At 55.4% G+C, this 17,700-nt stretch carries 18 protein-coding genes; 16 read left to right on the top strand and 2 right to left on the bottom strand.

Annotated elements, in window-relative coordinates:
- Positions 1-19: 19 nt before the first annotated feature.
- The 16 genes from C8P63_RS07230 (at position 20) to C8P63_RS07155 (ending at position 15,752) form a co-directional block, all read left to right on the top strand.
- The gene (locus C8P63_RS07230; RefSeq protein WP_170109544.1) at positions 20-439 is read left to right on the top strand and encodes an ATP-binding protein; all 420 of its coding nucleotides are present in this window, start codon (positions 20-22) and stop codon (positions 437-439) included.
- Between the two features lie 465 nt (positions 440-904).
- Complete coding sequence (gene cyoE / locus C8P63_RS07225; protein ID WP_108022683.1) at positions 905-1,843, top strand: heme o synthase; 939 nt, start codon at positions 905-907, stop codon at positions 1,841-1,843.
- A 136-nt stretch (positions 1,844-1,979) separates the two neighbouring features.
- Entirely contained in the window at positions 1,980-2,999 is a 1,020-nt protein-coding gene (gene coxB / locus C8P63_RS07220) for a cytochrome c oxidase subunit II (RefSeq protein ID WP_108022682.1), read from the top strand.
- 139 nt (positions 3,000-3,138) lie between these two features.
- Positions 3,139-4,977 (top strand): cytochrome c oxidase subunit I, encoded by a 1,839-nt coding sequence (gene ctaD / locus C8P63_RS07215; RefSeq protein ID WP_108022859.1) that lies wholly within the window; start codon positions 3,139-3,141, stop codon positions 4,975-4,977.
- A complete protein-coding gene (locus C8P63_RS07210) occupies positions 4,977-5,606 on the top strand; it encodes a cytochrome (ubi)quinol oxidase subunit III (protein WP_108022681.1) in 630 nt (209 codons plus the stop codon). The genes ctaD (C8P63_RS07215) and C8P63_RS07210 overlap by 1 nt, the downstream gene beginning before the upstream one ends.
- 2 nt (positions 5,607-5,608) lie before the next feature.
- The gene (locus tag C8P63_RS07205) at positions 5,609-5,920 is read left to right on the top strand and encodes a cytochrome C oxidase subunit IV family protein (RefSeq protein ID WP_108022680.1); all 312 of its coding nucleotides are present in this window, start codon (positions 5,609-5,611) and stop codon (positions 5,918-5,920) included.
- A 96-nt stretch (positions 5,921-6,016) separates the two neighbouring features.
- Positions 6,017-6,874, top strand: coding sequence for a cytochrome c oxidase assembly protein (locus C8P63_RS07200; RefSeq protein ID WP_108022679.1), 858 nt, complete (start codon positions 6,017-6,019; stop codon positions 6,872-6,874).
- A gap of 209 nt (positions 6,875-7,083) precedes the next feature.
- Positions 7,084-7,974: a sulfite exporter TauE/SafE family protein gene (locus C8P63_RS07195; protein ID WP_108022678.1), complete on the top strand. Its 891-nt coding sequence runs from the start codon at positions 7,084-7,086 to the stop codon at positions 7,972-7,974.
- A gap of 25 nt (positions 7,975-7,999) precedes the next feature.
- A complete protein-coding gene (locus C8P63_RS07190) occupies positions 8,000-8,428 on the top strand; it encodes an RrF2 family transcriptional regulator (protein ID WP_108022677.1) in 429 nt (142 codons plus the stop codon).
- A 224-nt stretch (positions 8,429-8,652) separates the two neighbouring features.
- Positions 8,653-9,597 carry a heme o synthase gene (cyoE, locus tag C8P63_RS07185; RefSeq protein WP_108022676.1) on the top strand — a complete coding sequence of 315 codons (945 nt, stop codon included), beginning with the start codon at positions 8,653-8,655 and terminating at the stop codon, positions 9,595-9,597.
- Between the two features lie 57 nt (positions 9,598-9,654).
- Positions 9,655-10,677: a cytochrome c oxidase subunit II gene (coxB, locus tag C8P63_RS07180; protein WP_108022675.1), complete on the top strand. Its 1,023-nt coding sequence runs from the start codon at positions 9,655-9,657 to the stop codon at positions 10,675-10,677.
- Positions 10,678-10,764: 87 nt separating this feature from the next.
- Positions 10,765-12,618: a cytochrome c oxidase subunit I gene (ctaD, locus tag C8P63_RS07175; protein ID WP_108022857.1), complete on the top strand. Its 1,854-nt coding sequence runs from the start codon at positions 10,765-10,767 to the stop codon at positions 12,616-12,618.
- Complete coding sequence (locus tag C8P63_RS07170) at positions 12,618-13,238, top strand: cytochrome (ubi)quinol oxidase subunit III (protein WP_108022674.1); 621 nt, start codon at positions 12,618-12,620, stop codon at positions 13,236-13,238. The genes ctaD (C8P63_RS07175) and C8P63_RS07170 overlap by 1 nt, the downstream gene beginning before the upstream one ends.
- A gap of 25 nt (positions 13,239-13,263) precedes the next feature.
- On the top strand, positions 13,264-14,157 hold the full coding sequence (locus C8P63_RS07165) for a cytochrome c oxidase assembly protein (RefSeq protein WP_108022673.1): 894 nt from the start codon (positions 13,264-13,266) through the stop codon (positions 14,155-14,157).
- A gap of 203 nt (positions 14,158-14,360) precedes the next feature.
- Positions 14,361-14,582 (top strand): hypothetical protein, encoded by a 222-nt coding sequence (locus tag C8P63_RS07160; RefSeq protein ID WP_108022672.1) that lies wholly within the window; start codon positions 14,361-14,363, stop codon positions 14,580-14,582.
- 699 nt (positions 14,583-15,281) lie between these two features.
- Positions 15,282-15,752, top strand: a complete 471-nt coding sequence (locus C8P63_RS07155; protein ID WP_146172132.1) for a hypothetical protein — start codon at positions 15,282-15,284, stop codon at positions 15,750-15,752.
- 221 nt (positions 15,753-15,973) lie between these two features.
- On the opposite strand, the gene C8P63_RS07150 is transcribed toward C8P63_RS07155, so the two are convergent.
- The gene (locus tag C8P63_RS07150; protein WP_108022670.1) at positions 15,974-16,369 is read right to left on the bottom strand and encodes a globin domain-containing protein; all 396 of its coding nucleotides are present in this window, start codon (positions 16,367-16,369) and stop codon (positions 15,974-15,976) included.
- 28 nt (positions 16,370-16,397) lie between these two features.
- Positions 16,398-17,687, bottom strand: coding sequence for a glutamate-1-semialdehyde 2,1-aminomutase (locus tag C8P63_RS07145; protein ID WP_108022669.1), 1,290 nt, complete (start codon positions 17,685-17,687; stop codon positions 16,398-16,400).
- Positions 17,688-17,700: the final 13 nt, after the last annotated feature.

The raw sequence follows: 17,700 nt of genomic DNA, 5'->3' as shown, positions 1-17,700 counted from the left end.
GATCGGGAGGAGATCTTTGTTGAGTAAGATCATCCCCATTAAATATGAATGGGATGTGGTCAAAATCCGCAGCAAGGTTCGGGAAGTGACCAAAGACCTGGGGTTCGACGAACTGGAACAGAGCCGGATCGTCCAGTCGGTATCCGAACTGGCCCGGAATGTGGTGCATCATGCGGAAGAAGGGGTGGTCCTCGTGGAGGAGGTCCACGAAGGGGATCAGAAAGGGATCCGGATTGTGGTTCAGGACTTCGGACCGGGGATTGAGGATCTGGACCAGGTGATCAAACGGTCGGAGTCGCCGGCGTCGACGGAAGGCTACGGGTTGCGTCAGGTCCGGGAACTGATGGACGATTTCACCATCCGGGCGGTGGAGGGGAAAGGGACTTGTGTGGAAGTCCGCAAGTGGCTCGATGTCTCCACGGTGGAATCGGAGGAGTAGCGTAAAGGTGATCCGGCGGACCGGATCTTCTTTTTATGTATTCCGAAAGCGCTCCCACCACTAATGTATCCATATTTTGAACCTTTTTCGGATTGCTTGACGTTGTTATTTGGGCTCATCTACAATGTTAATGAACTATGCTGCCATTCATTGTATGCGTTGTCCCGTTGCTAGACTTCCATATTTTTTTCTCGGGTAATGAAAGAAGGAAACAGGGAAGATCTCCGGTGCCCAAAGGGCTGGCGCCCTGAATCGCCGGGGAAACAACGCTGGATCCCCTTTGAGGAGCACATGGGTTGCGACGGGGGATTTCCAGCGCAGTTTTTTGTCCATCGCAACAAACCTGCCGGGTTTGAGAATGGCGTTCTTCCCTCCGGCAACGAGGCCGCGAATCCTGTGAAGTTGCCTGCGGAGCGGGGCAGTATACAAACTCGGTGGGCCCGGTCCATAGAAAGGAGGGGTACCGTGAAACGACCGATTACTCAAGAATCCTCGGGCAGGCTCCTTACCGGCGGATCTCCTTCGGAAATGGCGGAAAGAGCCACTTGGAGAGATTTTTGGACCCTGACCAAACCCGGGATCAACGCGTCCAACCTGATGGCGGCATTCACCGGGTTCTGGTTGGCCGGTTATGACAGCTTTAACATGGCTCTCCTGCTGGCGACCTTATTGGGAACCGCCTTGGTGATCGCCGGTGGATGCACAGTCAACAACTTCATCGACCGCGATATCGATCCCCTCATGGCACGAACGCAAAACCGTCCCGTCGCTGCCGGACGGATTCGGCCGCCGACCGCCCTGTGGATGGGAATCCTCCTGGGCCTGGCAGGCGTCACTGTGTTGCTGGCCCTTGTGAATCCTCTTTCGGCGCTTTTGGCGGCGATCGGCTTTTTCGTCTATGTATTTGTTTATACTGCATGGACGAAACGGACGACGGTCTGGAACACGGTGGTGGGAAGTGTTTCCGGAGCCGTCCCTCCGATGATCGGCTGGGTTGCGGTGGAAGGGACTTTGGATCTTCCCGCGTGGATGTTGTTCCTGTTTATGTTTGTCTGGCAGCCTCCCCACTTCTTCGCTCTCGCGATGATGAAAGTGGAAGATTACCGGGCGGCCGGTGTTCCCATGCTTCCGGTCGTGAAAGGGTTCGCCGAAACCAGGCGTCAAATGCTGTTCTTCGTCGCCCTGATGTTGCCTGTTTCGATCTTTCTCTTCGGGACGGGTGTGGTCAGCTGGCTTTATCTGACGATGGCCCTGGTTCTGGGCGGCGCCTGGATTTACCTTGCCGTGGCGGGTTGGTCTTCTGAAGACGATGAAGGATGGGCACGAAAGATGTTCCTCTATTCACTTCTCTATCTTACCCTGATGCAGGTGGCCATGTTTATTGATCCGGTGCTTTTCGGTTGATGTCGCCCATACGGGTGTCCCACCTACGCATTCAACGGTCGCCTGGCTCCAATTCCCAAATGTCCGGCGACGTTGTTTGATATAAAATAGGGTTCGGTCTGATCGATTTGAAGAGAGAAAGCGGGGTTAAACGGGTATGAGTCGAGGGAAACATTCAGCGCGTCTTTTATCCATTTTCGCTATATTGACCCTTTTGATGACCGGATGCGAAGAACCGGCCAAAACGGTGTTCGACCCCAAGGGGAGCGCCGGTGAAAGCCAGCTTGACCTGATCATGTTGAGCATTTACATCATGATCTTCGTGTTCGTCGTCGTTATGGCCATCTTTTTCTATGTCCTGATCCGTTACCGTCAGAAACCGGGGGATAACAGCATTCCCAAGCAGATTGAAGGAAGCATGAAGCTGGAATTGCTCTGGATCGTGATCCCGATCATTCTGCTTGCGATCCTGGCGGTACCCACGTTGTCCACCACTTTCTCCCTGGCGGAGGAAGCCCCCGACAACGGGGACGCCCTCCGGGTGAAGGTGACGGCACACCAATATTGGTGGGAGTTCGAGTATCCGGACTTAGGGATCAAAACCGCCCAGGAACTGCATATTCCCACGAACGAAAAGGTGTACCTGGAACTGACTTCGGATGATGTGATTCACTCCTTCTGGGTGCCGGAGCTCGCAGGTAAACAGGACCTGAATCCGGGAAAAACCAACACGATGTGGCTGGACGCGAAGGAACCCGGTACTTACGCAGGGCGCTGCGCGGAGCTTTGCGGTGCGAGCCACGCCCTGATGAACTTTGAAGTCGTGGCCGAAGACAGGAGCGACTTCGACCAATGGGTAGCCGAAAGGAAGAACCCTTCCTCTGAACCGCAGACAGCCGAGCAGAAAGCGGGTAAAGAAGTATTCACCCAAAACTGCATGAGCTGTCACGCGATCGATGGCACCAAAATGAAAACCAAGGGAGACAAAGGTCCCAACCTGACGGGATTCGCCAAGCGGAACAAAGTGGCGGGTCTGATGGAAAACAACGATGAGAACCTGGAGAAATGGTTGAAGCACCCCGATCAGATCAAACCCGGGACCTACATGCCGTCTTTCGATTACCTGAACAAAAAAGACATGAACAACCTGAAAGAATATCTGCGGAGCCTGGAGTAATCCGGGCCCTCCCGCCCCTGGCTGCGGGGCGGGTCGGCAGTGACTGGAGGAGGGAAAACCTTTGGCTACGATCGTTACCATCATCGTATTCATCCTGTTCCTCGGCGCCATCCTGACCGGTGGTTACAACAAGGAACTGATGGCGCGGTTCAGGTCCCACTGGCTCTGGGACTGGATCACCACCGTGGACCATAAAAAAATCGGGATCCTCTATGCGTTGGGCGGCGGCTTTTTCTTCATCTTCGGCGGGATCGAAGCCCTGCTCATGCGAATGCAGCTTTTTTATCCCAACAATGATTTCATTGTGGGACGGACGTTTAACGAACTTTTGTCCATGCACGGCACGACGATGATCTTTTTTGTGGCCATGCCCCTGTTGTTCGCCCTGATGAACGTGGCCGTTCCGCTTCAGATCGGTGCGCGGGACGTTGCCTTTCCTTTCCTGAACGCTCTGGGTTTCTGGTTGTTTTTCGCCGGCGGGCTGCTGATGAACCTGAGTTGGTTGTTCGGGAACGCTCCGGACGCGGGCTGGACCAACTATGTACCGATCGCCGCAAACGAATACAGTGCGGGTACGGGGATCGATTATTACGTGCTCGGTCTTCAGATCTCCGGAATCGGGACTCTGATCGGGGGCATCAACTTCCTCGTCACCATCATCAACATGCGGGCTCCGGGGATGTCTTTCCTGCGGATGCCGCTGTTCACCTGGACGTCTTTCGTCGCTTCCGCACTGATCCTGTTCGGTTTTCCGCCGTTGACCGCCGGCCTCTTTCTGATCATGTTTGAACGTCTCTTCGGAGCCAACTTCTTCGATGTGGCCGCAGGCGGAAACCCCATCATCTGGCAGCATCTGTTCTGGATTTTCGGTCACCCGGAAGTGTACATCGTGATTTTGCCCGCCTTCGGCGTGATGTCCGAAGTGATTTCCACCTTCTCCAAGAAGCGTCTGTTCGGTTACACTTCCATGGTGTTCGCCACCATCCTGATCGGATTCCTCGGGTTTATGGTGTGGGCCCACCACATGTTCACGGTGGGCATGGGACCGGTCGCCAACTCGATCTTCGCGATTGCAACCATGGCCATTGCCGTCCCCACGGGGATCAAAGTCTTTAACTGGCTGTTCACCATGTGGGGCGGCAAGATCCGCTTCACCACCGCCATGCTGTATGCCGTCGGGTTCATTCCGACCTTTGTGATGGGGGGAGTGACCGGGGTCATGCTGGCTTCCCCGCCGGCGGACTACCAGTACCACGACAGCTACTTCGTGGTGGCTCACTTCCACTATGTGCTGATCGGAGGGACCGTGTTCGGGGTCCTGGCGGGTCTCTACTACTGGTGGCCCAAGATGTTCGGCTATACCCTCAATGAGAAGATCGGGAAATGGAATTTCTGGCTGTTTTTCATCGGTTTCCATATGACTTTCTTCATTCAGCACTTCATCGGTCTGTTCGGGATGCCGCGCCGGGTGTTCACTTATCAGCCGGAGGACGGCCTCACCCTGATCAACCAAATCAGTACTTATGGCGCCTTCCTGATGGCGGTGGCCTCGATTCTGTTGGTGGTTAACATCGTCTACAGCTACCGTCACCGCGTTCCTGCAGGCAACGATCCCTGGGACGGCCGGACCTTGGAGTGGACGATTTCGTCCCCGGCGCCCTTCTATAACTTTGCCCAACTGCCGCGGGTACGGGCTCTGGACGCCTTCTGGCACGAGAAAATGAACGGCCGAAAAGAGATGGAACCGGCGGAACCGCTGGGTCCGATCCACATGCCGAACGATACTCACCTGCCCTTCGTCATGACCCTCGGATTTTTCGTCTCCGGTCTGGGCTTCGTCTTCCGTTCCAACGAAGTGGGGGTCCTCGGGTTGATCATCGTGATCCTGACAATGTTTGTCCGCTCCTTCGAAAAAGACCACGGCTATCACGTGGAAACGGATGAGATTGAAAAAACGGAGAAAGGGGCGAACGCATAATGAGCACAGCCGAACTGGAGCACGCAAAAACTTCGGCCGGGCTGCCCCCCCATCCCGAGCGGGCCACCATGGAAGGTCGGAACAAAGTTCTCGGATTCTGGCTCTTCCTCGGGGCCGAGACCGTGTTGTTTGCCTGTCTTTTCGGAACCTATCTGGCTCTGAAAGGATCGACCCTGGATGGACCGACCACCCAGGAACTCTACAAGATCCCGATGGTGGCGGCTGCCACGATCATTCTGTTGACCAGCAGTCTGACCAGCGTCCTGGGGGTTCTGGGACTGCATCAGAACAACTACAAGAAGCTGATGTTCTGGTTCGGAGTCACCGTTCTGTTGGGTGCCGCTTTCCTCGGGCTTGAAATCTATGAGTTCGTGGAGTATGTGCATGAAGGACATACTTTCACCAGCAGCGCCTTCGGCTCCGCCTTCTACACGCTGGTCGGGACCCACGGGGCCCACGTGCTCTTCGGAATCACCTGGATTACCGCTCTGATGATCCAGGCCCGCCGTCGGGGAATCAACCTGGACACCGCGCCGAAATTCTTCGTGGCCAGTCTCTACTGGCACTTTGTGGACGTCGTGTGGGTCTTCATCTTTACTGTCGTCTACCTGATGGGGAAGGTGGGTTAAAGATGGAAGCCAAGGTTCAACAAAACCAAACTCAGATAAAAAAACAGTCTTCCGAAAGCAGCCTGAAGCACCTGATCTCATTTGGGTGGATGATCCTTTTGACAGCGGTCGCCTTTGCCGCCGTAGCCCTGAACATCGTGCCGCAGAATCTGGTCATCCCCTTGATTCTGGCTCTTGCGGTGGTTCAGGTGTTCCTGCAACTCTTCACCTTCATGCACCTGGACTTCAAGAAACACCGGCTGACCGTCATGTTCATGTTCACCGGGATCGGGATCGGCGTGATCTGCGCCGTTGCCCTCTGGATTCTCGTTTAACCCAAAAACGGATGAATTCCCCCCTCGCCGCGGTGCGAGGGGGGATCCGTATACGGCGGTTTTTCCCGCAATCCCGGCTGGGAAGGAGGAGTCGGTATGCATCATCACCATGCTTCCCACGATCCCTTTGATGTTTGGAACCTGGTTCATCCCCCCTTCTTGCTGTTTGTCCTGGCGATCGGTGCATTGTATTTCATCCTGACGGGACCGATGCGTCGGGAGGATCTGAAGGCACCGACGACCAAGCAAAAGTTTCTGTTCCTGTTGGGTCTGATCCTGTATTACGTGGCCGGTGGCCCGGTCCATTCTTTCGGTCAACTGCTGTTCAGCGCCCACATGACGGAAATGTCCCTGCAATATTTGCTGGTTCCACCCCTGGTACTGGCGGGGCTGCCTTCCTGGGTGTTCCGTCCGCTGTTCGGGGGAACACTCCGGCGGAAGGTCTTTTCCTTCCTGACACACCCTTTGATCACCCTTTTTTCCTTTAACGGGTTGATCTCGCTCTATCATATTCCGATGGTATTTGACACCATTATGGCAAGTGCGTGGTGGATGGGGGTGTCCCACCTGGTACTGACGGTGGTGGCCTTTATGATGTGGTGGCCGATCGTCTGTCCGTTGCCGGAACGGGATCGTCTCAGTCCGTTGAAAAAAATGGCGTATATCTTTGCGGACGGTGTGCTTCTCACCCCCGCCTGTGCGATCATCGCATTCTCCGATACCCTGATGTACGAAATGTACCGGGATGCGCCTCAGGTGTTTGCATTCCTGGGGCCCCTGGATGATCAGTCCCTGGGCGGAGTCGTCATGAAGATCATTCAGGAGATCGCTTATGGAAGTGTTTTGGGCTTCACTTTCTTCCAATGGGTGCGAAAGCAGCGGGAAGCAGACAAAGCGGAACAGGAGGAAACGGCAAAGGGGCGGAACTCTTCCTCTCCGGCCTGTGGGAATTGACTGAAGGAACAAGGCGTGTGCATCTGCGCACGCTTTTTTTATTGGATTCATTTCCCGGGCAATCGATCTGGAACCGGACGACTTTCCGGCGCATAAGATGCCGTATCGTTCCGAACCCGACCAAAATACTCGGAAAGGTCGTGTTTGGCCCCGGGTCCACTTCCGGCCTGGGAAACCGGCAGAATTGCGCTTTGGGGAGGAAAGGGTTCATGCAAAGGCTGATCGTCCTCGCTTTTATCGGATTTGTTGCCCAACTGATCGACGGTTCTCTCGGAATGGCCTACGGGGTCACCTCCACTTCGCTGCTCTTGATGTACGGGATCGCTCCGGCAGTCGCCTCGGCATCCGTCCACATGGCTGAAGTGGTGACCACGGCGGCGGCCGGCGTTTCCCACTGGAAGTTAGGAAACATCGACAAAACCGTGGTCCGGCGTCTGATGATCCCCGGCTCCATCGGAGCTTTCATCGGGGCCTGCTTTCTCAGCAGCCTGCCGGGGGACACGGTCAAACCCTTTATCGCCGTATTCTTGTTTTTGCTCGGATTTTACGTGATTTACCGTTTTTTGTTCATGAAGTCTTCCAAGCAAAACAAACGATCCGGTAAGCCCGGGCGTTGGACCGTTCCATTGGGATTGTTCGCCGGATTCTTTGATTCCACCGGCGGGGGCGGGTGGGGGCCGCTGACCACCCCGGTTCTCATGTCCCACAAAGGAATGGAACCGAGAAAAGTGATCGGGTCCGTCGATACCAGCGAATTTGCCATAGCCGTATCCGCCTCCGCCGGTTTTTTATTATCCCTCGGCCTCGGGGAAGTGGATTGGATCTGGGTGGGGATGCTGATGGCAGGGGGAGTCGTGGCTGCCCCGATTGCGGCGTGGTTTGTCCGAATGATCCCTTCCTATCTGCTCGGAGTGTTGGTGGGGGGACTCATCATCACCATCAATGCCCGGACGCTGCTCGAATCTTTGTCCGTGCCGAGCTCTTGGCACACCGCAATCTACGGCATTTTGTCTGTTTTTTGGGTCACCTGTTTGGCGTTGGCCGTGTGGAAACGAAAAAAAGAAAGGGAAAAACCACAGGATTCAAGACCTCACCTTTAATTCATTCAAGGGATTGTGAAGAAACATGAAGGTATCCAGTCGAGGGGAATACGCTCTCCGGGCATTGTTGGTATTGGCCCGAAACAGGGGAGAAGAGATGATGCCGCTGTCAGGGATATCGGAACAAATTTTGGTACCCGCTCCCTATCTGGAACAAATTCTTCTGCGGTTGAAACAACACGGATACGTGAAAAGCAAGCGGGGCTCCAACGGGGGGTACACTCTCCGGGTCCGGCCGAAGGATGTGGTGATCGGAGAAGTGGTGCGGCAGTTGGAGGGACCGCTGGCTCCCATGGGGTGTGTCAGTCTGACGGCGTACGAGGCTTGCCCGTTGGAAGAAGGGTGCCTGTTAAAGCCCCTGTGGGCGTTGGTTCGCGACACCGTCGCCCATGTCCTGGACCGGACCACTTTGGAGGATTTGTTGACGGGGAAGTTGCCTGAAAACCGGTGCTGAACGTTTCCGAGTCTGGATAGGCGGGAACGTGGCACCGGTTTTTTCTCGAGATACAGGCCAACGACCTTTCCAAATGAATCCTCTGAAGAAATAAAAACCCATGAAGAAAAACCATCCGATCCAACTTTTTACATAATCCTCACCGGTTTTAGGAACCTTAATGCTTGATGAAACATCTCCCCTGAATGGTGATGTCAGTCAACAGTCAGAAAGGAAGAAATCGCATGGATCAAACTTCCGTTTCCGGTCAGGGAACCCCCTCGGATCGGGCTTCTCTTCAAGAGGGCGTGTCCGTGTCCGTCGTCGGTTGGAAGGATGTTCTTTCCCTGACGAAGCCCGGAATCAATCTTTCCAACGCCTGGGCTTGTCTGACCGGGCTCTGGCTGGCTTCAAACGGAGCATGGGATTGGGGGAATCTGTCTCTGACCCTGGCGGGAATTTTGCTGGTGGTGGGAGGCAGTTGTGCGCTGAACAACAGCATGGACGGAGATATTGACCGTTTCATGGAGCGAACGAAGAACCGCCCGGTCCCCGCTGGAAGAATTCATCGGGAAACCGCCTTTGCCCTGGGAGCCCTCCTGACGGCGGTTGGTGAAGCCCTCCTCTTTCTGGGTGTAAATCCTCTCACGGCGTTTTTGGCGGCTTGTGGAGCTTTTCTGTACGTCGTCATCTATTCCTTGTGGCTGAAGCGGGTTTCCGTTTCCAACACCATTGTCGGCAGTCTCTCCGGAGCCGTGCCGCCCTTGGTCGGCTGGACGGCGGTCCGGGATACGCTGGACTGGCCCGCTTGGGTGCTCTTTGGAATTCTCTTCCTTTGGCAGCCCCCCCATTTTTTTGCCTTGGCCATTTTAAAAAAGGAAGACTACCGGAAGGCTGATATTCCGATGTTGCCTGTGGTGAAAGGAAGCCGTGCCACCTGGATTCAAATGACCGCATTCGTGGCTCTTCTGATACCCGTTTCCTTGCTGCCGGTCTTGTCCGGGACGGTGGGAGGGGGGTATTTGTTGATTGCATCGGTGTTGGGGGGGATCTATTTCTGTCTTTCGGTTCGGGGGATGTTTGCGACCGAGGAAAAAAAGTGGGCCCGGAGGATGTTCCGGTTTTCCCTGGCATATCTGACCGTCATCCTGACGGCATTGGCCGTATTTGCCGACACAGCTCTGCCATGAGGTCCTTCCAGCCTGTCGGGAATATCATCACGAGGTGAAGAAAGGGAGTGAGCCAGGATGAAACGATGTCTGCCCGCAAGTGGGGCCGCGATGGGAATCCTTACCGCCTTCAGCCTGCTGACCGGGTGCGGCAACCATAATATGTCTGCTCTGGATCCCCAGGGTCCCGTCGGAAAGTCAGAGTTAAATCTGATCTATCTGAGCACCGGCATCATGACCTTCGTTGTGGTCGTTGTCACCGTTATTTACATCTATGTCGTGTGGCGATACAGGGAGCGTCCGGGAGATGAAGAGAAAGGGATTCCGGAGCAGGTGGCCGGGAGCAAAAAGCTGGAGGTCCTGTGGACCGTCATTCCGATCATGCTGCTGATCGTTCTCGCGGTGCCCACCATTGCCACCACCTTTAGCCTCAAAGAAAAACCCGATCCCGCCGACTCTCTCCGGATTAACGTTACCGGATACCAATACTGGTGGGGGTTTGAGTATCCCGAACAGAAAGTGACCACCGCCAATGAAGTCCATATCCCGACCGGGAAAAAAGTGGACTTGATCATGACGGCCCATGATGTGATTCACGCTTTCTGGGTGCCCAGCCTGGGAGGGAAACAGGATCTGAGCCCGGGAAAGACCGACCGGTTGGTCCTTCAGGCGGACAAACCCGGAATCTATGAGGGGAAGTGTGCGGAGCTTTGCGGGGCGTCCCACTCATTGATGAATTTCCGGGTGATCGCCCACGAGCCGAAAGACTTTGATCAATGGATTTCTTCCCAACAGAATCCAAAGTCCCGACCGACAGTCGGAAGGGCGGAAGAGGGTCGGCGATGGGTGGAACAAAACTGTATCGGTTGCCATGCGGTGCGCGGAGCCGGCTACCGAGTCCTGGGCCGCACCGGCCCCGAGCTGACCGCCTTCGGAGAGAGGACCCGCATTGCCGGTGTGCTGGACAACAACCGGGACAATCTGAAAGCCTGGCTGAAAAATCCCCAGGACATCAAACCGGGTAACCGGATGCCGGCATTTGACCATCTGAGCGAAAAAGATCTGGACGCCATCGTGAACTATCTGCAAGAGCTCAAATGAGTTCAGGAGCACCATATCCGTAAAGGAGGGAGTTTCTTGGCCACCCTTGTCGTATTGATCGTGTTCATCCTGTTTCTCGCAGCCATCCTGACCGGTGGTTACAACCGCAGATACTTGGATCTTCTTCAGGAAAACTGGCTTTGGAACTGGATTACCACCGTCGACCATAAGCGGATTGGGATCCTGTATCTGATTGCCGGCGGGTTTTTCTTTCTTATGGGAGGGCTGGAGGCGCTTCTGATCCGGATCCAGCTCATGTTCCCCAACAGCAAATTCATTGTCGGGGACGTTTATAATCAGCTGATGACCATGCACGGAACGACGATGATCTTTTTGGTGGCGCTGCCACTCCTGTTCGGTTTGATGAACTTCATCGTTCCCCTGCAGATCGGGGCACGGGACGTGGCCTTTCCCTTTCTCAATTCCCTGGGTTTTTGGCTGTATTTCTCCGGAGGACTCCTTCTCAACCTGAGCTGGCTCTTCGGCGGTGCCCCCGATTCCGGTTGGTTCAATTACCCGACCCTGGCCCTGAACGATTTCAGTCCGGGTCCGGGAGTCAACTACTATGTGCTCGGGTTGCAGATCGCCGGGATCGGGACATTGATCAGCGGGATCAACTTCCTGGTGACCATCATTAACATGCGGGCACCCGGAATGACCTATCTCCGGATGCCGCTGTTCACCTGGACTACCTTTGTCACTTCCGCCCTGATCCTGTTCGCCTTTCCGCCGTTGACAGCGGGGTTATTTATGATGATGTTCGACCGGCTGTTTGAAACCAGCTTCTTCGTCACCGCCGGCGGGGGAAACGTCGTCGTTTGGCAACACATCTTCTGGATTTTCGGACACCCGGAAGTTTATATCCTGGTTCTTCCCGCATTCGGCGTCTTCTCGGATGTGATCAGCACCTTTTCCCGCAAGCGTCTGTTCGGGTACAATTCCATGGTTTTTGCCGTGGTTCTGATCGGTTTCCTGGGTTTCATGGTCTGGGTTCACCATATGTTCACCGTCGGACTGGGGCCGATCGCCAACAGCATCTTCGCCGTCTCCACCATGGCCATCGCCGTTCCCACCGGGATCAAGGTCTTCAACTGGCTGTTCACCATGTGGGGGGGACGGATCCGGTTTACCACGGCCATGCTGTACGCCGCGGGGTTCATCGTCAACTTCGTCATGGGCGGGGTCACGGGGGTGATGTTGGCGGTGGTGCCGGCCGACCACCAGTTTCACGACACCTATTTTGTGGTGGCCCACTTCCATTATGTGATTATCGGGGGAACGATCATGGGGATCCTGGCCGGTGTTTATTATTGGTGGCCCAAGATGTTCGGCATCAAGCTGGATGAAAGATGGGGGAGATGGAATTTCTGGCTCTTTTATTTCGGCTTTCACCTCACGTTTTTTCCGCAGCACTTCCTCGGGCTGTGGGGGATGCCGCGGCGGGTCTTCACTTATGAAGCCGGTTACAATCTGGAGTTGGGCAATCTCTTGAGTTCCCTCGGAGCGATCCTGATGACGGCCGGGCTTCTTTTTCTCCTGTACAATGTCGTTCAGACGTTCCGTCACGGGGAGGCGGCCGGCCCGGATCCCTGGGACGGCCGGACGCTGGAATGGGCGATTTCCTCCCCGCCCCCGGCTTATAACTTCGCCCAAACTCCCCGGGTCCGGGGACTGGATCCCTGGTGGCTGGAGAAACACGAGGGGGACGGCAAACTGAAACCGGCCGAGCCCCTCGGCCCCATCCACATGCCTTCTCCGTCGCACCTGCCCTTTGTGATGTCCCTCGGCTTCTTCATCTCGGGGTTCGGCTTTGTCTTTCACAGTTGGCAGGTGGGGGTTCTGGGGTTGATCGTCGTGGTGGTCACGATGTATGTCCGTTCCTTCCAGGAGGATCCGGGCTACCACATTCAGCCGGATGAGTTGAAAGGAGTGGAACATTGATGAAAATCGAGGAGAATGCTTCGGTGGCAGGTCTCCCCGCCGAGCCGGAACGGGCGACCCTGGAAGGAAAAAACAAAATCCTTGGGTTTTGGTTATTTATCGCCGCGGAGACCACCCTTTTCGCCACGGAGTTTGGCACTTACCTGGCGTTGAAGGGGTCCAGCCTGAACGGGCCGACTCCATATGAACTGTTCCAGATGCCGGTGGTCGCGGCTTCCACGCTGGTGCTCCTGACCAGCAGCCTGACCAGCGTGCTGGCGATTATGGGCATGCACGAAAATGATCTTCAAAAAATGCTGCGCTGGTTTGGGATCACCATCCTGTTGGGGGCGGTGTTCCTGGGGTTGGAGGTATATGAGTTCGTGGAGTATATCCACGAGGGGCACACCATCACCAGCAGCGCCTTCGGCTCCTCTTTTTACCTGCTCTTGGGGACCCACGGGAGCCACGTGCTGTTCGGAGTGCTGTGGATTCTGGGGTTGATGATCCAGGGGAGAAACAAAGGGATTACCGTTCATACGGCCCCCAAGTTTTATGTGGCCAGCCTGTATTGGCACTTTGTCGATGTGGTCTGGATTTTTATTTTCACAGTGGTCTACCTGATGGGGATGATCCCCTGAATCGCGAGGACGGGGAGGGAAGGATATGGAAGCCTTGATCGGGGCGTTTTTCACCCCCGGATTGTGGAATGTGGGGTTCAACTGGGTCGTGGTGAGCATCGGTGGGCTGTATCTGTCAGCCACCGGGAGATGGAGGGGACAATTCCCGGGTTCCACTCCGGTCCCCATTGGCAAAAAAATGCTCTTTCTGACCGGCTTGGCGCTCTTTTACCTTGCGCTGGGCAGTCCCATCCATCCGATCGGCCATGAACTATTCAGCGTGCATATGTTGCAACAGTCGATCCTCTACCTGATCATGCCTCCGCTCTTGATCCGGGGAATCGCCCCCTGGATGTGGAAGAGAATCCTGCAAACGGCACCGGGCAAGAAATGGGCGTCATGGGGAAAAAGGCCGGTGGTGGCCCTGCTGATGTTTAACGGTCTCTTTTCCCTCTATCACGTGCCGCGGGTACTCGATTTTTTAATGGGGAATGAAGGATACCATCTGCTTTCCCATGGCCTGTTGGTCCTCACCGCAACGCTGATGTGGTGGCCGGTGATGACACCCCTGAGTGAGGCGGAGGTACTCTCCCCCCTGAAAAAGATGGTTTATATCGCCGCGGCCGGTTGGCTGTTGACTCCCGCCTGCGCACTGATCATCTTCGCCGATCACCTGCTGTTCGCTTCCTATTCGGGATCGGCGATTTTTTCGGTCCTTTCCCCGGAGAACGATCAGCAACTGGGTGGGGTGACCATGAAAATCCTCCAAGAGATCACTTACGCCGTGGCGCTCGGCCACACCTTCCTGCAATGGGTCCGCCGGGAGGGGGAGAAAGACCGATATGGGATCCCGGACGATGAAGCAGTCACCGAAAAAAAGGGAGAGACCACGGACTGGATCGCCCCGTCTCCGGAAGGGACCGGGGCCTCCCGGAATTGAACGATGTCCGGTGGCGTCTTGTAACGGATATATCCTGCAATGGAACCGTTCCGGTCTGATGGATCCGCTTCAACCGTTGAACCGGCCGGGAACGGATCAAGTTTGCCAGGACCTCATCCACTTCAAAACAGCCGTATAAGGGATCATTCAGGTTCATATTGCTTCCTCCGGAAAGTGAATGGTTTGACAGGGGGGGATGAACGGTGGAATCACCGTTTCAGACCGGACAAGAACCTTGGATGGATGTTTTTCATGAGGGGCCATTCAATCAACCCCCCGGCTGCCCGTTCGGGTATCGTTACCATGACATGAACGGTCATGACCTGCCGGTCTTGGAGATAATCGAAAATAAATTTTCTTCAGAAATGATTTTGGTCGATAATCGACAAAATAACACCAAAACACAGGGATCTGGTTTCGAATAACCAGATAAAAGAGTAAAAAGAGAAAGATCAAACAATCGATTATAAGCCATAATTTTGATATCAAATGAATTTTTCCTTTGTTTTTAAGTCTGAAATTTGTAGGTGGTGTGTTAATGGTACCCCTCTATTATCTATTGAACTCGGTCAGTCACATTCGAGGGGGGCTGACCCGGAACCTCATCCAGCGGGCCAACCTTCTTTATGAAAAAAAGGGACACCCCGTATCGATCGTCACGTTCAACTACAACCCGGACTACGACTTCATCCGCGGAGAACACGCCAGGTCGTTTTCGCTCTCCCCCCGGGTTCGACGGACTCAAAGGAAGTCTGACCGATGGGTTCCGCCTTCAAACCCTCCGGACGGAACATCATTTCCGGGGACTCAAGCACCCGATCTCCCCGCTCCGGCAGATAGATCCGTCAATTCTTGGACCCGTTTTCCACGTACACAGCTCAAGTTTCCCATGAAAAGAGGAACGAATGTTCTTGTACTTCCGGAACGAATCTTCTATAATAAGAGTAGCTGGTACTCTCTGCTGAAATGGTGGTTAATTCGTGGCCTTCGGGCCACCTTTTTTTGTGGCGGGAACAGTGTGGGGATTCGGGGGCGGAAAAATTGCACTTTTCATTCCAATCAAATACGGTATGGTAATAGGGGGGAACGCCGATCTTCCCAAACATCGGAAAGGGGGAATGCGTATGTTGGTGGAAAATCCGGCCTGGCTGTTGTTTGCAGCCTCAGCAATCGTCGTGGTGGGCATCGTGATTGCTTTTCGACAGACGGTTTCCAACGTCCTCTCGGCGGGCCAAATGGAGGGGGCTGAAGAAGGGGTTCCATCCCTGGTTCAACGGGAGTTTACACGCTTCTTCATCAAAATGCTTGTCATTGAAAGTCTCCCCCTCCTTCTCGTGATATTCTTTTTCATTCAAGTCCTGGAGGGGAGAGGGGCCGTCGAAGTGGAAGTGCCCCTGATTCTGATCTTTTTGCTCCTCATCTTCGGATGGGTGAACGTTTTCCTGACCCGAATGCAGGTGGTTCAGGACCCCCGCTCCAACGAGGTCCTGAAAAAGAGAATCACCGCCCATGCAGTGATCATCGGCGGAATGCTCAGCGCGTTTCCGTTGATCTCCCTGGCGTTATGTCTTCTGATCCTGACCGGGTCCCTGTGATCACAAATCAAACCCCCACCCGCTTGTACCGCGGGTGGGGGTTAATATTCAGAAAGGGGAAGGGTCATTGTATCCCCGTTTTTCGCCGATTTGAAATCCCATTCGGCGGTTGAGGGTCAGCATGGGGCGGAGGGACCGATGTGGTTACGCGTAATGTGAGCGGCAGCATTTACTCAATGCCGCTCCGGCTGCGGAGACCGTTTCGAATCCCAAAGCCGGTTTTACGTTTCTTCTCCTTCCGGGGTGTTCACCATGTGACCGGCGGTGAAGTAGAGGCGGCTCCACATCTCTTCCCGGACGTCGCCTTCGATTCCGGCTTCGTCCAATGCTTCCGCCATGCAGCGAAGCCAGGCTTCGGCCCGGCGGGGGGTGATGGGGAAGGGAAGGTGGCGGGCCCGGAGCCGGGGGTGTCCATACTGTTGACTGTACAGAGGCGGTCCCCCGAAAAACTGGGTGAGAAACCGCCGTTGTTTTTCCATCACCGGCCGGATGTCTTCGGGAAAGAGCGGGGCCAGCAGCGGATCTTTCTGAACCCGTGGATAAAAGGCCTCCACAATCCGGGTGACGGCATCGTCGCCGCCGATGCGTTCATAAATCGTCAAGGGTTCCTGTGACAATCGGTTGCCTCCTCTCCGTGAAATCGGATCAGACACATTCCTGAAAAGCTTTTTCCGCGGCTGCGACCGTGTCTTCGATATCCGTGTCGGAATGGGCGGTGGTCAAAAACCAGGCCTCGTACTTGGAAGGGGCGAGGTAGACCCCTTCCCGCAGCATGCTCCGGAAGAAGCGGGCAAAGCGCCGGCCGTCCGCCTGTTGGGCTCCCTCGTAATCCGTCACCGGATGCTCGGTGAAATAGACGGTCAGGGCCCCGCCTTTCCGGTTGATCCGGACGGGGACGCCGGCTTTTTCGGCTCCGGAGAGAAGTCCTTTTTCCAGTGTGGCCCCTTTCCGGTCCAGTTCCTCGTAGGTTCCGGGCACGGACAGGGCTTCAAGGCAGGCGATGCCGGCTGAGATCGACAGGGGGTTCCCCGCCATGGTGCCCGCTTGGTAAGTGGGGCCCGTGGGCGCCACTTTATCCATGATCTCCCGGCGGCCGCCATAGGCGCCGATCGGCAGTCCGCCCCCGATGATTTTGCCCAGGGCGGTCAGGTCCGGCTCCACCCCGTAAAGGGTCTGAACGCCTCCGTAATGAAAACGGAACGCGGTGATCACTTCGTCATAGATGACCAATGCTCCCGCAGCATGGGCTTGTTCGTTCACCGACTCCAAAAACCCGGGAGCCGGTTCGACAATGCCGAAATTGCCGACCAAGGGTTCCACGAGCACCGCTGCGACCTGATCTTTCCAGCGGGTGAGCGCTTCTTCCAGAGCTGCCGTGTCGTTGAAGGGGACGGTGACCACCTCGTTGGCGATGCTTTGGGGAATACCGGCACTGTCCGGCGTTCCCAGGGTGGAGGGGCCGGAGCCGGCCGCCACCAGAACCAGATCGGAATGCCCGTGGTAACAGCCCGCAAATTTGATAATCTTATCTTTTCCTGTAAAGGCCCGGGCGAGTCGAATGGTACTCATCACCGCTTCGGTTCCGCTGTTGACGAAACGAAGCTGTTCGCAGGAGGGAATGGCCTCCCGGAGCATTTTTCCGAAACGGATCTCTTTTTCCGTCGGGGTGCCATACAGGACTCCTTCTTCGGCCGTGCGTTGAATCGCCTCGGTGACTCCCGGGTGGGCGTGGCCCAGGATGATGGGGCCGAATGCGGCCAGATAATCGATGTACCGGTTGCCGTCTTCGTCCCAGAAGTAAGGACCCGCGGCTTTCTTCATATACACCGGATGATCCAGGCCGACGGGAGCAAAGGACCTCGAGGGGCTGTTTACGCCGCCCACGATCACATCCGTCGCTTCTTTATGTAAGGATTGGGATTTCGGGTATGTCATGATGGCTGCCTCC

Source organism: Melghirimyces profundicolus, from assembly GCF_003054245.1.
In the GTDB taxonomy this organism is placed as follows: Bacteria; Bacillota; Bacilli; order Thermoactinomycetales; family DSM-45169; genus Melghirimyces; species Melghirimyces profundicolus.
This window is presented reverse-complemented; position numbering and strand designations above follow the sequence as displayed.